Origin of the sequence: Denitrovibrio acetiphilus DSM 12809, assembly GCF_000025725.1 — a bacterium.
Taxonomy (GTDB): Bacteria; Chrysiogenota; Deferribacteres; order Deferribacterales; family Geovibrionaceae; genus Denitrovibrio; species Denitrovibrio acetiphilus.
In genome coordinates this window covers 2,561,988-2,577,408 of the sequence record NC_013943.1, presented here as the reverse complement: position 1 = coordinate 2,577,408, position 15,421 = coordinate 2,561,988, and the positions used below count along the sequence as shown (strand labels likewise).

15 protein-coding genes are annotated in these 15,421 nt (G+C 43.7%); all 15 read left to right on the top strand.

Features of this window, described 5'->3' with window-relative positions:
* The first annotated feature begins 70 nt into the window (after positions 1-70).
* A complete protein-coding gene (locus tag DACET_RS16695; protein ID WP_013011706.1) occupies positions 71-418 on the top strand; it encodes a twin-arginine translocase TatA/TatE family subunit in 348 nt (115 codons plus the stop codon).
* On the top strand, positions 405-1,172 hold the full coding sequence (gene tatC, locus DACET_RS12305; RefSeq protein WP_013011705.1) for a twin-arginine translocase subunit TatC: 768 nt from the start codon (positions 405-407) through the stop codon (positions 1,170-1,172). The genes DACET_RS16695 and tatC overlap by 14 nt, the downstream gene beginning before the upstream one ends.
* Complete coding sequence (gene moaA / locus DACET_RS12300; RefSeq protein ID WP_013011704.1) at positions 1,156-2,154, top strand: GTP 3',8-cyclase MoaA; 999 nt, start codon at positions 1,156-1,158, stop codon at positions 2,152-2,154. The genes tatC and moaA overlap by 17 nt, the downstream gene beginning before the upstream one ends.
* Positions 2,114-3,409 (top strand): nickel-dependent lactate racemase family protein, encoded by a 1,296-nt coding sequence (locus tag DACET_RS12295; RefSeq protein WP_013011703.1) that lies wholly within the window; start codon positions 2,114-2,116, stop codon positions 3,407-3,409. The genes moaA and DACET_RS12295 overlap by 41 nt, the downstream gene beginning before the upstream one ends.
* Before the next feature lie 64 nt (positions 3,410-3,473).
* Positions 3,474-4,424 carry a UDP-glucuronic acid decarboxylase family protein gene (locus tag DACET_RS12290; RefSeq protein ID WP_013011702.1) on the top strand — a complete coding sequence of 317 codons (951 nt, stop codon included), beginning with the start codon at positions 3,474-3,476 and terminating at the stop codon, positions 4,422-4,424.
* A complete protein-coding gene (locus DACET_RS12285) occupies positions 4,424-5,755 on the top strand; it encodes a UDP-glucose dehydrogenase family protein (protein ID WP_013011701.1) in 1,332 nt (443 codons plus the stop codon). Before DACET_RS12290 ends, DACET_RS12285 begins: the two co-directional genes overlap by 1 nt.
* Positions 5,756-5,894: 139 nt before the next feature.
* Positions 5,895-6,809, top strand: coding sequence for a glycine betaine ABC transporter substrate-binding protein OsmF (osmF, locus tag DACET_RS12280; protein WP_013011700.1), 915 nt, complete (start codon positions 5,895-5,897; stop codon positions 6,807-6,809).
* A gap of 17 nt (positions 6,810-6,826) precedes the next feature.
* Positions 6,827-7,963: an ABC transporter permease gene (locus tag DACET_RS12275; RefSeq protein WP_013011699.1), complete on the top strand. Its 1,137-nt coding sequence runs from the start codon at positions 6,827-6,829 to the stop codon at positions 7,961-7,963.
* The gene (locus DACET_RS12270) at positions 7,950-9,032 is read left to right on the top strand and encodes an ABC transporter ATP-binding protein (RefSeq protein WP_013011698.1); all 1,083 of its coding nucleotides are present in this window, start codon (positions 7,950-7,952) and stop codon (positions 9,030-9,032) included. Before DACET_RS12275 ends, DACET_RS12270 begins: the two co-directional genes overlap by 14 nt.
* Positions 9,025-9,744: an ABC transporter permease gene (locus DACET_RS12265; RefSeq protein ID WP_013011697.1), complete on the top strand. Its 720-nt coding sequence runs from the start codon at positions 9,025-9,027 to the stop codon at positions 9,742-9,744. Before DACET_RS12270 ends, DACET_RS12265 begins: the two co-directional genes overlap by 8 nt.
* A gap of 99 nt (positions 9,745-9,843) precedes the next feature.
* A complete protein-coding gene (locus DACET_RS12260; RefSeq protein ID WP_013011696.1) occupies positions 9,844-10,479 on the top strand; it encodes a Crp/Fnr family transcriptional regulator in 636 nt (211 codons plus the stop codon).
* Between the two features lie 167 nt (positions 10,480-10,646).
* Positions 10,647-11,756, top strand: a complete 1,110-nt coding sequence (locus DACET_RS12255) for a M20 family metallopeptidase (protein WP_013011695.1) — start codon at positions 10,647-10,649, stop codon at positions 11,754-11,756.
* Positions 11,757-11,790: 34 nt separating this feature from the next.
* The gene (dcuC, locus tag DACET_RS12250) at positions 11,791-13,149 is read left to right on the top strand and encodes a C4-dicarboxylate transporter DcuC (protein ID WP_013011694.1); all 1,359 of its coding nucleotides are present in this window, start codon (positions 11,791-11,793) and stop codon (positions 13,147-13,149) included.
* Positions 13,150-13,384: 235 nt separating this feature from the next.
* Positions 13,385-14,758, top strand: a complete 1,374-nt coding sequence (gene dcuC / locus DACET_RS12245; protein WP_013011693.1) for a C4-dicarboxylate transporter DcuC — start codon at positions 13,385-13,387, stop codon at positions 14,756-14,758.
* A gap of 230 nt (positions 14,759-14,988) precedes the next feature.
* Positions 14,989-15,411 carry a hypothetical protein gene (locus tag DACET_RS12240; RefSeq protein WP_013011692.1) on the top strand — a complete coding sequence of 141 codons (423 nt, stop codon included), beginning with the start codon at positions 14,989-14,991 and terminating at the stop codon, positions 15,409-15,411.
* Positions 15,412-15,421 lie beyond the last annotated feature (10 nt).

Sequence of the window (15,421 nt, the reverse complement as noted above, 5' to 3'; positions counted from 1 at the left end):
TTAATATTATCAGAAGTGCCGTCTTATTTATTGATTAAGACAAATTTATATACAATAGACGAGGTTGAATATGTTCGGATTCGGAATGTCGGAAATAATCCTTATAATGGCTGTCGCTCTGATTGTTGTCGGTCCTAAAAAACTGCCGGAAGTTGCGAAAGGGCTCGGCAAGGGGTATGCCGAATTCAAGAAGTATATGACTGATTTTAAAGATGCAGTTAATCTTGATATCGATACGGAACCGGCTAAAAAACCTGCCCCTAAAAAGGCTCAGGAAGTTTATGACGAGCATTACAAAGATGCTACTACTGTTGACGCTGAGCCGGCAGATGCAAAGACTGAAACTGCTGAACAGCAAGAGAAAACTGCTGAGGCTCCAAAAGAAAAAGCTGAGGGTAAAGACAATGTCCAGGGATAAGGAACAGGGGGTTGAACAGGCTCTTCCACTTACCACTCACCTGGAAGAATTACGTAAAAGGCTCATTAGGGTCATAGTAGTTCTTGTCGTTGTATTCAGCTTTGTGTACTGGAAAAGTTTTATCTTCATGGACTTTATCACAGCACCGATAGTTCCTCTTCTGCCGCAGGATTCTTCTATGGCGCTTTTGAAGCTTACAGAGGGGTTCTTCACAGAGCTTAAGCTGTCTCTGCTTGTTGCTGTGTTCTTTAGTATGCCTTTTATCTTTTATCAGATGTGGAAGTTCATAGCTCCGGGGCTTTATGCTCAGGAGAAGAAATACATAGTATCATTCGTTTTTATGTCGTCCCTTCTGTTTTTTCTCGGGGCGAGCTTTGCTTATTATGTTGTTTTTCCGTTTGGTTTTAAATTCTTTCTGGGATACGCCGAGGGGTATGTGACGGCAAACCTGTCAATACAGTGGTATCTCAGCTTTGTTACAAGGCTTATAATGGCTTTCGGGCTTGTTTTCGAGATGCCTGTGTTTGTCCTTTTTCTTGCGAAAATGGGTATTCTCACAGCAGCCATGATGAGAAAACACAGACGCTATGCTTATTTTGGTATAGTTATTTTTTCCGCAGTGCTTACTCCTCCTGACGTTTTTACCCAGATAATGATGTCAGGTCCTATGATATTCCTCTATGAACTCAGTGTTCTTGTTGCGAAAGCATTCGGACGTAAAAGGGAGATAAATGAAGATGATGTCTACGCATAATAATATGAAAGACCGGTTTGGCAGAGAGATCAAGTATCTCCGTGTGTCTGTAACCGATAGATGTAATTTCCGATGCAAATACTGCATGCCTACTACAGATTTTAAATGTCTGCAACACGAGAATATACTTTCTTATGAAGAGCTTTTGTTTGCTGTAGATGTTTTCTGCTCTCTCGGAGTGAAAAAGGTTCGCGTTACAGGCGGAGAACCGCTTGTAAGGAAAGGGATAGGTTCATTCCTTGAGGGACTTGGAAAGATGGAAAAACTTGAGGAAGTGACGCTGACCACAAACGGTGCGCTTCTGAAAGAGTTTACCGAGCAGATCAAGAGTGCCGGAATTCAACGTGTGAACGTCAGCCTCGACTCCCTTCAGGAAGAGAGATATAAAGATATCACCGGCGGCTTCAAACTTGAAAAGATCATTGACAGCATTAAGCATGTCCAGCGTGCTGGTATCGGTCCTGTTAAAACCAATATGGTAGTTATCAAAGGGTATAATGATGACGAAATATTAGACTTTTGTGAGTTTTCTGCTAAAAACCGCATTATCACCCGTTTTATAGAGTTTATGCCTGTTGGTAACTTCAGCGAATGGAAAGAGGAGAATATCCTTTTTGGTAAAGATATTTTGGAGATTATCAAAAGCAAATATGACCTTAAGCAGACCCAGAAAACAAGGCTTGGCGGTCCCGCTCAGAACTATGAACTAAGCAACGGTGCCATGATCGGCATTATCACTCCTATATCAAACCACTTTTGCAGTGAATGTGATAAACTTCGTCTGACATCAGACGGGAAGCTTCGTCCCTGCCTCCTTTCAGACGCGGAGATCGACCTTGTGCCGTCAATAAAGAATCAGGACAGAAATGCACTGATAGAAGCTATAGAAGAGGGGCTGAATATAAAGGATCAGGAGCATAAAGTGCTTTTGGAGAAAAGAAATGATGGATACAAACGCACCATGTCCAAAATCGGCGGATAAGCTCAGCATCCCCTGCGGGAAAGAGCATGTTCTGCTCCAGATACCAAAACCGGCAGATGTGCTGGATTCAAAGATAGATACAGATGTTCTGCCGGAAGACAGGATAAAAGACATTATGGAGAATGATGCTGTATACAGCTACGGACTTAATGAAGTCTTAGAGGATGCAGAGAATATTCTTATCATTTTGCCGGACATAACACGCAAGTCAGGTGCAGGGCAGATTCTGCCTTATATTATAGAATCCATTGAGAAGCAGAATAAAAATTTTAATATGGTGGTTGCTGTCGGCACACATAGACAACCCACAGAAGATGAACTTGAAATTATTTTCACACCAGATATTTATCGTGAGCATAAAGACAAGCTGATTGTCCATGACTGCGATAATTACGATGATCACGACTTTTATGGAATTACAAAACGGAAGACCACCGTTCTTATAAACAAGGCTTATCGTGAACACGATACGATTATAACTATCGGTTCGGTTAGCTATCACTATTTTGCGGGTTACGGCGGCGGGCGGAAGCTCATTGTCCCAGGGCTTGCTTCCAAAAAGACTATTATGGCAAACCATAAACTTGCCCTCGACCCTGTTGCAAAAAAACGCCACGAAAAAGCTGTTACAGGCAATCTACGCAACAATCCGGTTCATGATGATCTGGTGGAAAGTGTTATGATTGCGCGCTCGGAACACACATTTTTTGCAGTAAATACTATTCTTGATAATGCAGGGGATGTTGTAGGGATGACCTGCGGCGATCTGTTTATGTCCCACATAAAAGCGACTGAGATGCTGGACGCTGTTTCAGCAGTGAAAGTAGAGAATAAATACGATCTTGCGTTTTTATCCGCAGGCGGGCACCCGAAGGATATCAATATGGTGCAGGCTCAGAAGTCGCTGGATAGAATATCGCCGATCCTCGCAGATAACGCAAAAGTTATCTTTTTTGCAGAGTGCGGCGACGGCTACGGCAACGACTATTTTAAAGAATTTTTTGACAGAAAGTCAGCAGACCTTATGCTGACAGAGCTGTTAACTGATTACCAGATAAACAGACAGACCGCCTATAACCTTAGGTCAAAGCTGGAGAGTTTTGACGTCTACCTCTATACCGACCTGCCTGAATCAGACTGCGTGAGAATGGGCTTCATAAAGCTTACCAATTTAATAGACGCAGAAAAACTTGCTGAAAATGCTGAAAATATCGCCTATATTCCAAATGCCTATAATATACTTCCTTCTGTTTGAGGTGGTGGTATTCAAGGCTCTTTTGTGATAAATATATTGTAAATTGTATAAAAGCGGAGTCGATATGAAAAGAGTATTGGTCACTGGCGGAGCCGGTTTCATCGGCAGCCATCTTTGCGAGAGGCTTCTTGAACAGGGGCACGAGGTGCTTTGTGTGGATAACCTCTTTACCAGCAGAAAAGACAATATCAAAAAACTAATGGACAATAAAGATTTTGAATTCATGCGCCATGACGTGACATTTCCGCTCTCGGTGGAAGTGGATCAAATATATAACCTTGCATGTCCCGCAAGCCCTGTGCACTATCAGTTTGACCCTGTACAGACAACTAAAACATCAGTTATGGGTGCGATAAATATGCTCGGTCTCGCCAAAAGGCTTAAGATTCCGGTGTTTCAGGCGAGCACCTCGGAAGTTTACGGTGATCCTGAAATCCACCCTCAGCCGGAGAGCTACAAAGGGTCTGTAAATCCTATCGGAGTGCGGGCTTGCTATGACGAGGGGAAACGGTGTGCAGAAACATTATTCTTCGACTATAAGCGTCAGCACGGGCTGGATATAAAGGTTGTCCGTATTTTTAATACCTACGGGCCCAAAATGCATCCTCAGGACGGCAGAGTTGTCAGCAATTTTATTATGCAGGCACTCCGTGGCGAAGATATAACGATCTACGGCGAAGGGAAACAGACAAGAAGTTTTTGTTATGTGGATGATATGGTAGACGGATTTATGAAGATGATGAATACCCCTGAAGGGTTCACCGGTCCTGTGAATCTCGGAAATCCTAATGAATTTACTATTTTACAACTTGCTGAACTTGTCATAAAGATTATCGGAAATAAAAATAACATAATTTTCAAACCACTGCCGCAGGATGACCCGATGCAGAGGAAACCTGACATCACTCTCGCTAAGCGTGAACTTGAGTGGGAGCCCGCTGTCATGTTAGAGGAAGGTATTGTAAAAACAATAGAATACTTCGATAATTTATTGAAGAGGAAGGGTGGGATATAATGAATATTTCTGTAGTAGGAACAGGTTATGTTGGTCTGGTGACCGGAACATGTTTTGCTGAAATGGGAAACTATGTTATTTGTGTCGATGTTAACGAAGATAAGATAAATAAGCTTAACAACGGTATCATACCTATTTATGAACCTGGTCTTGAACGTATCGTCATAGAAAATAATAAGGCGGACAGGCTCATCTTCTCCACTGATATAAAGAATGCGCTGGAGAAAACAGATATATGTTTCATCGCAGTGGGAACCCCTATGGGGGAGGACGGAAGCGCAGATCTGCAATACGTTCTCGCTGTTGCGGAAGAGATAGGCAAACATATTACAAAACACACATACATAATAAATAAATCAACCGTACCTGTCGGCACAGCAGATAAAGTGCGGGAGACTGTGAGCCGTGTTCTGCAAGAGCGTGGTGCAGACATATCATTTGATGTGATATCAAACCCGGAATTTCTGAAAGAGGGTGCTGCGGTCAATGATTTTATGAAGCCGGACAGGGTTGTTGTGGGTGCGGATAATGAACGGGCTCTTGATGTCATGAGAGAGCTTTATGCTCCGTTTACTGTTAATCATGAAAGATTTATAGCCATGGATGTGCGCTCGTCAGAGATGACAAAATATGCTGCAAACTCCATGCTCGCTACTAAGATATCTTTTATGAACGAAATAGCGAATATCTGCGAGCTTGTGGGGGCTGATGTTAATAAAGTAAGAGTCGGCATAGGGAGTGATTCCCGTATCGGCTACAGTTTTATATACCCGGGGTGCGGATACGGCGGAAGCTGTTTCCCTAAAGATGTGCAGGCTCTTGTACGGACAGCGAACAAGAACGGATACGAGCCTAAACTTCTGGAAGCTGTGGAAGCGGTCAACTATGACCAGAAAAAGAGTATCCCCAGAAAAATATTTAAAAAGTTCGGAGAAGACCTTTCAGGTATGACATTTGCCGTATGGGGTCTCTCTTTTAAGCCTGAAACAGACGATATGCGTGATGCCGCATCGATCACTATCGTAAAAGAGCTGGTGGCAAAAGGTGCTAAAGTGAAGGCATATGACCCGAAAGCATTTCATGAGGCGCAGACATGTTACCTGAAAGATGTGGAAGGGATAGAGTATCTTGACAGCAAATATACAGCCCTCACCGGATGCGATGCTATGATACTCGTTACTGAGTGGAAAGAGTTCAGAAGTCCGGATTTTGATGAAATAAAGAAGAGATTGAAAAATCCTGTCATTTTTGACGGACGGAATCAGTACAGCTCAAAGAAACTGCACGAAATGGGTTTTGAGTATTTCCAGATCGGCGTAATGCCAAAATAAAAATTATAAAATGTTATTACAATAAAAAGCCTCTGTTAGAAAATAGCAGGGGCTTTTTTTGTGTCGGCTTATGATGCGGTGGCAGAAATAAGTCAGAATGTTATAATATGAAATATTTAGATTCGAAAAAGGAGGCAGGATGTTTATTATAAAAAGACTTCTTCTTGCTGGTCTGCTTACAGCTTTTGCAGCTGTGACAGCTCTTGCCGACCCTGTCCGGGTTGGTTCAAAGATAGATACAGAGGGGGCGCTGCTCGGCAATATGATTCTTTTTGTGCTTGGTGATGCCGGAGTGCCTGTTGAGGATAAGACGGAGCTCGGGCCGACAAATATAGTTCGACAGGCGATTATCACAGGTCAGATTGATATCTATCCTGAATATACCGGAAACGGCGCATACCTTTTCAAAGATGCAGATAAAGCAGCCTATAAGAATTGGGAGAAGGGCTACGCTGATGTTAAACAGCTTGATTATCTGCATAACAAAATTGTCTGGCTGACCCCGTCACCTGCAAATAATACATGGGCGATAGCCGTTACAGGCAGATTTTCTGAAAAGAACAAAATAAATACCCTCGAAGATATGGCGGATTATGTCAAAGGAGGCGGAAAAGTTAAAATAGCTGTCTCTGAGGAGTTCGCCACCAGACCTGACACGCTTCCCGCCTTTCAGAAAGCATACGGCTTTAAGCTCAGTGACAACCAGCTCATCATCCTTTCCGGCGGAAACACAGCTCAGACAGAACAGGCTCTTGCTCAGGGGACGAGTGGAGTTAATTTCGCTATGGCATACGGCACAGACGGAGCCATCGCCGCACTTGGGCTTAAGATACTTGAAGATACAAAAGAGGTTCAGCCTGTTTATGCACCTGTGCCCATTGTGCGGGAATCTGTTCTGAAGCAGTACCCTCAGATAAAAGAAAGACTTAGCGAGGTCTTTCAGACTCTTGATATGGCAACACTGCAACGCCTGAATGCACAGATAGCTGTAAACGGCGTTCCTGCCGGAAAAGTGGCGAAGTCGTATCTGAAAAACATGGATTTCATAAAATAATTTTTAATAAAAATAATATGCCTTCGGGAGTTGATATACTCGCTCTTGTTTTCTGCTTTTCCGGTATGGGCATAGATAATTTTATTCTGAATAAGGCAAATCGGCTGTTATCCGGCTCTCCGGTAGGTATTGGCGAGGCTGGGATTCCGGCGGCTGCTGTTGTTTTAATGCTGGCTTTTGTGGTTTTATCAGGCGCATATAAGAGGCTGGATTTTTTACGCATATCTGCTGTTTCAGCAGTTCTCTGCCTGACGTGCGTGGCTGTGGGTGGGTATGCTTCAGGTGTTGCCGCTGAAAGTCCTTTTGCCAGAGTGTCTTTCAGTACAGGCTTCTGGATGTTTGCACTGGGATGTATGCTCTTTTTTATGCAGGCGTATGCTTCTTCTGGCTCATTAAAACGTTTCTTCCTTGTCATTCTTATGTATATGCCTTTGGTTTGTGTAATAGCTGGTGGTTTGTTAAATGATGTTTCTGTTATGGTGGAATACGCCAATTACAACGACAGGTTCTCAAGTGAATTACTGCGCCATATCTATATCGCTTTCGGTTCTATAATGCTTGCAGTTTTTGCCGGAATTCCCATCGGGATCATATCTGCGAGGCGTTCCTCTTTAGGTGGGAAGCTCTTCAGTTTTCTTAATATTGTTCAGACTATCCCAAGCATTGCTCTCTTCGGTCTCCTGATGGTTCCACTCGCATGGGCGGCATCAAATTCTGTTATTCTGAAAAGTGCTGGAGTTTCAGGCATAGGGTGGGCTCCTGCTGTGATTGCTCTGTTTTTATACTCACTGCTGCCAATTGCCAGGAATACTTACGAAGGGGTAAAAAATATCGGTGATGGTGTTATTGAGGCGGCAAAAGGGGTGGGCATGACCAGACGGTATATGCTTTTCAAAGTTGAGCTTCCTCTAAGTATGCCTGTTATCCTGAACGGCGTGCGTATTGCTCTGGTACAGTCCATCGGCAACACTGCTGTGGTGTCCCTCATCGGTGCCGGCGGGATGGGAGTTTTCATATTTCAAGGGCTTGGTCAGTCGGCGGTTCCGCTTATCATGCTGGGTACTATACCAACTATAATTATGGCTGTGCTGGCAGACAGCATTATGCAGATCCTAATCTCTTTCAGTAAAGGAGCAGCTCATGATAGAGCTTAGAGAGTTATCAAAAAAATATGGTGAAGCTACCGCTGTGGATGGCATCAGTTTGAGTATAAACGAAGGAGAGATGTGTGTTTTAATCGGCCCGTCAGGGTGCGGGAAATCCACCACTCTTAAGATGATCAACCGGATGATTGATATGTCGTCGGGGGATGTCTATGTGCGCGGGCAGAATATCAAAGACCAGAAGGCGGAGATCCTCCGGCGCAGAATCGGTTATGTGATACAGAGCATTGGTCTCTTTCCGCATATGACGGTGGGGGAGAATATCGCCGTTGTTCCGAAGCTGCTTAAGTGGAAAGATGAGAAGATCAAAGCGCAGGTTGACAGTCTGCTGGAGCTTGTGGAACTTGGGGCGGAATATGCGGATAAATATCCGTCACAGCTTTCGGGTGGAGAAGCCCAGAGAGTTGGCGTTGCCAGAGCACTTGCCGCAGAACCTGAGATACTCCTTATGGACGAGCCGTTCGGTGCGCTTGATCCCGTCACCAGAGAATCTTTACAGAAGGGGCTTCTGCGCATCCAGAAGAAACTGAAAAAGACAGTAGTATTTGTAACCCACGACATAGATGAAGCTGTCAGGCTTGCCACTAAGATAGCTATCATGAAAGACGGCAGAATAATGCAGTATGATACTCCTCAGAATATCCTGAGCAGCCCCGCAGACAAGTTTACTGCAAAATTTGTGGGTAAAGACCGGGCTTTGAAAAATCTTTCACGTAAATATGCAAACGAGATAATGGAGAAGACCGCCGTTGTTAGCCTTCATGCTGAGATGTCTGAAGCAGAGACACTTTTTGACGGTAAAGTTTACCTCTGGGTTGTGAATGATGAAGGCGAGCTGAAAGGCTGGCTGAATAAATCTGATAATTCCGGCGGAGATTGTGTTGAGGATAACATGTCAGAAGTTGATACTGCGGAGTATTCTATCTCAGAGGATAGTACCCTGAAAGATGCATTGTCAAAGCTTGTTATGCATGGGGTTGTTGTTTTGCCGGTGACAAAGGGCGATGTCGTTGTCGGGGAAGTTGATATACAAAAGATTCTGGAGGCTGGGAGTGAATAGTGGCAGGCGGATAGCCTTTACAGGGGTGCTCTTTCTGCTTGCGGTGGGGTCACTCTCAATCATGAAGGGAAGCTCCGGCGGCGGATTCAGCTCTGAGCAGGTGCTATACGGCAGATCCAGTTTTCTGACGCTGGCTTTGGAGCACATACTTCTTGTGGGGAGTTCATCATTTGCTGCCGCTGTAACAGGTGTTGCTCTGGGAGTATTTGTTACCAGACGTGCCGGGCGTAGTTTTCTACCTGTGGTTAATATGCTGGCATCTGTGGGGCAGACTTTTCCCCCTGTTGCGGTTCTTGCCCTTGCTGTACCGCTTGTTGGGTTTGGCAGGGAGCCCACGGTTATAGCTCTTTTCTGCTACGGGATTTTTCCTATAGTCCGCAACACTATAACCGGGATAGAGTCTGTGGATAAAGACATCAGGGATGCAGCCAGAGGCGTAGGGATGTATGACAGAGAGGTGCTCTTCAGAGTAGAACTGCCCCTTGCGGCATCTATAATAATAGCCGGTATCAGGACATCCGTTATTATAAACATCGGGACAGCAACCATCGGGGCAACAATTGGGGCCGGCGGTTTCGGTGCACCAATCATATCTGGGCTTATTAATAATAATTTTTATTTTGTTTTGCAGGGGGGGATTTGTGTTGCTCTGCTCGCTATCTTTTCAGATCAGATTTTTGAATTTGCTGTCATGAAATTTAAAAGAGTATAGATAAACTTTATTATGTGCTCTGCGTTTATAAAGGGCACCAGTAGTTTAGCTTTAGATAAAGCCGTTGACGCCCGAGGTAAAAAGAATATATAATAATATATGTTTGCATTTCTTAATGACCAGATAAAAGAATTACTTTTAAGCTCTGCATCGGAAAAAACTTTTAAAAAGTATGATTTTCTGTATATGCAGGGGGATGATGTCAGCAAAGCTTTTGTAGTAAGCGAAGGCTGGGTGAAGATATCCCGAATCAACGAAAATGGGGGAGAATGCGTTGTGCGTGTTGCCGCCGCCAATGAATCTGTCGGCGAAGATGAGATTCTTTCTGCAAAGCAGTACGGATTTACCGCACAGGTTATCACACCGGCTTTGATCTATCAGATACCTAAATCTGCCTATGATATGGCGTATAAAATAGACAAGGAAGCTGTAAAAGAGGCTATTGAGCAGGATACGCAGTACAGCGTGACTGCCGACAATGATATTGTTACTGACCCTTATATTGCAATGGGGAGGCTTGTTGAGTTTCTTATGAGCATCGGGGATAATCGATCCAGAAAGGAGATGATTGTTAATCTGCCCTACGATAAACATCTTGTTGCTGCAAGGCTCCTTATGACTCCGGAGACACTTTCCAGATGTCTTAAAAAGCTTAAAGATATTGGCGTTGAGATAAAAAAGAACACTATTTTTGTTCCTGATATACACAAGCTTGTAAAAATAGCTGTCCGCTAAGTCCCTCTTCTTTGTTCCATAATATCCCTTTCGCACAGACATATATATTCCTCCTGCTGTCACCTGACAGTTGAACCTCGAGTTATTTTATAAATGGATTCTTGACAGTATCAAGGAAATAAAGTTAAAAAAGAATATAATTAAAAATTTTCTTATGAGGTGATGCTGTGATCGATAAAGCTGCTTTTCTGAATGAACTGGAAGAAGTCGTAAATATTGACAGCGGTACATACTATAAAAAAGGCGTCGATGCTGTAGGGGAGTGGTTTGCCGACAGATATGCCTCTATGGGGTGGGATATTGAATGGTATGAGCCTGATGGAGAGCTTGGTAAAAGCTTTACTGCATACAACGCCGACCATGATGATATCGATGTGCTCGTTATGTGTCACCTTGACACGGTTTTCCCCGAAGGGGAGGTTGCGAAAAGACCTTTTAGTATTGAAGGTGATTTCTGCTATGGACCGGGTGTTGCTGATATGAAGTCCGGCTGTGTATTTCTTCTTCATGTTCTCAGGGAGCTGCATGCAGAGCAAGGGCTGAAAAAAAAATATGCTGTATTTTTTAATGGTGAGGAAGAGATAGGAAGCCTGCATACAAGACCAATCATAGAAGAGCTCTCCCGTAAATCAAAATTCGCTTTCGCTGTGGAGCCTGCAAGGGCGAACGGCGCCTTTCTTAATCAGCGTAAGGGTTCTTCCCGTTATTTTATAGAATTTCACGGCAAGGCTGCCCATTCCGGTAATAATCCCGAAGAGGGAATATGCGCAGTTACAGAAGCCGCGAACTGGATTCTTTTCTTCAAGTCTATGGTTGATAATGAGAAGGGTGTATATCTTAACCCCGGAGTAGTGAAGGGGGGAACATCTGTAAACAGCATCCCTGACTTTGCTGAGATGAAAGTTGATGTCAGGTTTATCAGGCAGGAAGACGGCGAAGAAGTGCATGACAAAATCATGAAAAAGCTTAAGACCGGATTTGATGAAAAAGTTAAAATAGACCTTAAAGGTGGAATAACCAGACCGCCAATGATGCCCAATGATAAAACAGAAGAGATATGCGAAAAAATAGATGAACTTGGCAGGCAGAATGGCGTTGAGGTTAAGTGGGTGTTTGCCGGTGGGGGCTCAGATGCTTCTTTTCCTTCTGCGTTCGGCGTACCTTCCTTGTGCGGTATGGGACTGCCGGGCGGTAAGTCGCATTCTGCTGAAGAGTTTCTCGATCTTCGTCAGTTTGAAGAGAGATTTAAGCTTTTGAAAGATATCCTGCTGATGTAAACTGGAGTTGAGACAGTTTTAAGCCGGAGTAGAGATGTTATTTTTTTCAACATTATGTGTTGTGGTGCTGACCGGATATCTGATCTTTAAAAGGTATTTACCGCCAGCTGTTCTCTTTGCTTCCGGGCTTATTCTGATGGGTATTGCATCTTTTTGCGGGCGTCATGAGTTTGTGGTTTTAGATGAAGTGGACTCATCTGGTACAGTGCTTCTTGATATGTTCCTCCAGATAAAGCATATCATGACGGGAAAGCTTGCGGATGTGGGGCTTGTCGTTATGAGTGCAAGCGGGTTTGCTGCCTATATGAAATATATAGGTGCTGCCGGGGCTATGATAAGAGTTGTTACTCAACCTCTTCTGCTTGTGAGGAGACCATATTTTGTCCTTGTACTTGTTTATTTTGCAGCGCAGATACTTAACATCTTCATACCTAGTGCCTCAGGGCTTGGGATACTTCTTATGGTATCTGTTTATCCGGTTCTTGTGCGTATTGGGCTGAGCCCTGCGAGTGTCGCTGCTGTTATAGCCACAGCCGGAGCTCTCGACATGGGGCCGGCGTCCCCGTCAACGAATATTGCGGCGGAACTTCTCGGGATAGGTGTTGTCGAATATTTTACAAAATACCAGGTTGTTATCGCATTTCCTGTGATGCTGTTTACCGGGGCACTGCATTATTACGTGCAGAGAGGGTTCGACAGGAGGGATATTCTCGCCGGACAGAGAAATTTTACCGCCCACCATGACAGTCCGGCATATAGGGATGTGCCAGGTTTTTACGCCCTTTTTCCCATGCTTCCGGTCTTTCTGCTTGTTGGACTGAGTGATCCTATTTCTGGGCGTGTGAAGCTTGATGTTGTTTCGGCAGTTTTTCTGAGTATGACTATCTGCATTGTCATTGAATATTTACGAATATTTAATCTTAAGAAGACATTTGCAGGAGTTAAAGCTTTTTTTAACGGGATGGGAACCGCCTTTTCGTCGATTGTGATGCTTATTTTTGCTGCCCAGACTTTTGCGTATGGGTTAAAAGCTGTTGGTCTGATGGACTGGCTTCTTCATTTTGCCCAGAGCAGCAATGTGATGGTTTATGTTGTGACAATCTCGCTGGTTGGTTTTGCATCGTTCATCACCGGCAGCGGTAATGCGTCCTTCTTTGGCTTTTCCGGTTTTGTTATGCATATTGCAGCCGGGGGAGGCTATGAGGCTGTTTCTCTGATGTTACCTGTTCAGTTTGCTACAGGGCTTTGCAGGAGTATTTCACCTGTTTCCGGGGTTGTGATAGCTGTTGCCGGAGTGTCAGAAGTTGACCCCATCGAAATAATTAAACGGACGGCTATTCCGATGCTGAGCGCAGTATTGCTGACATCGGTACTTAGTAAACTTATCTTGTAAGCTGTTTCTTCAAACTTCCATAGAAATAAATATTCCTCTAAAATAATCTTGACAGTATCAAGGCGAAAATATATAAAAGATAGTATAATAAAAAATTAGGCATTTTTTATTCAGGGTTCTGCAGAACCGAAAAGATTATAAAGCAGCAGTTGAGAATCTGTGAGAGTGGATGTATGTCCATCTCCTCTGCCTGTCTCGTTATAAACTGCGGTTCAAACATCTTGGAGGTTTTAAAATGGTACATATACTGACAATACTTATTGTCTGTGCTGCCGGATACCTGATAGTAAAAAAGTATCAGACTCAAACAGTTATCTTTGCGGCGGGGCTGCTTCTGCTCACTATAGCCGCTTTTCAGGGGAACGATTTTGTTTCGATGGCAAAAAGCAAGAGTACAGGCTGGGTAGTATTTGATATTTTTGATATGATCCGTGTAATTATATCAGGACGTGTCGGAAAACTCGGGCTGATTATTATGGCTGCCGGCGGTTTTGCAAAATATATGGGGCACATAGGCGCCGCAAGAGCTATGGTTGACCTGACGGTTAAGCCGCTTAGTAAGCTGAGGAGCCCTTATGTTGTCATTGCCCTTGCTTATCTTCTGGGGCAGGTTTTGAATATATTTATACCGAGTGCTTCCGGTCTGGCTATGCTGCTTCTAATTTCAATGTTTCCTATCCTTATAAGGCTCGGAGCAACTCCTGCCAGTTCTGCTGCTGTAATTGCTACTACGGCGTGTCTGGATCTTGGGCCTGCATCCGGTAACAGCCTGCTCGGGGCAAGAACATCGGGAATGGATGCCAGCACGTATTTTGTCTCAGAGCAGCTTATGCTTGCTGTGCCGGCTATGATCGTTATTGCTGTTTTGCATTTTTTTGTTCAGAGATATTTTGATAAACGTGCCCTTGAAAGCAGTGATGTTTCTGAAAAGCTCGAAGAATTTCGCAGCAAGCAAGAATCCGCACGCAAAGTTCCCGCTCTGTACGCTATTCTTCCGACGCTTCCGCTTATCCTTTTGCTGGTTTTCAGTAAGTTTGTTGTGGCGAGTATAAAGCTTAATGTGGTTACGGCTATGTTTATCAGTCTTATCGTTGCAGTATTTTTCGAGCTTGTGTACACGAGAAAGGCAAAAGAAGTTATGGCTGATGTGAAAGTCTTTTTCATAGGGATGGGGGACACTCTTGCCGGAATCGTAACACTGATTTTTGCGGCAGAGGTTTTCGCACTGGGGCTTAAGGCTGTCGGTTTCATTGACATGCTTTTATCAAGTGCGCATGGCGTTGGTCTGCCGGCTATCGGGCTTCTGATCGTTATTGTCCTGATTATCGGTATTACTGCACTGATGACTGGTAGCGGAAATGCTGCTTTTTTTAGTTTTGCTAATCTTGCACCGGATGCCGCCGCTGCTTTTGGGTTAAAAGCAGTTGTTTTTGTTTTGCCTATGCAGCTTGTTGCAGGGCTTTTCAGAAGTTTTTCTCCTGTCGCCGGGGTTGTTCTGGCATGTGCTGGGACTGCGGACGTTTCGCCTTTCGAAGTGGTTAAGCGTACTTTTATTCCCATGGCAGGTGGAGTTATTGTCGTTGTCATCGGAAGCTGGTTTATGCTTTGAAAAAAACAGCAGGAAGTGAATTTATATAGTTGCCTCTGTCCTGGGGTGTAGGGCAGAGGTATGATCGTTAAGATCTTTTTTTGTGATATCCCCCGTGAGTCATTGATATGACTGTCTTTTAAGGCACCTCCAGGCGGGGGATTTTCTTACCTGGCAATTTTCTTAATGTGGGTTTCGCATTGTGTATATGTTGTGAATAATGTAGCATACAAAAAAATATGAGGTATGCTATGAAGATGGTAAGAATTTTTCTGATTTGTTTTATTGTTTCTTTGATCGTGTCATGTGGCGGAAGCAGCGGAAGGAGCAGCTCTGTTAATAAACAACCTACCGAGGCAGGTACTACTGCTATAAATGTATACGACACAAAAACTTTTGAGGGCACTTCTCAGGTCACAAAGCTTTATCTGGATTGCAACGGAGGGGTTGCTCTTGATACGGGCGATTTCGATGAATTCAGTTATTATATTGAGTATGACGGTGCATATGCGTACTATAATTCATACGTAAGTTATGATGGCAATGTGATTGCTAATAAAGCATATTCAAAATATGTAGGTAAATTAAATCTTAACTCAGCTTATTATCATATTATCGATGATTACACCTTTATTAAAACACTTTCATTACAATATACTGTAATTTTATTATAAGCATAGCTTT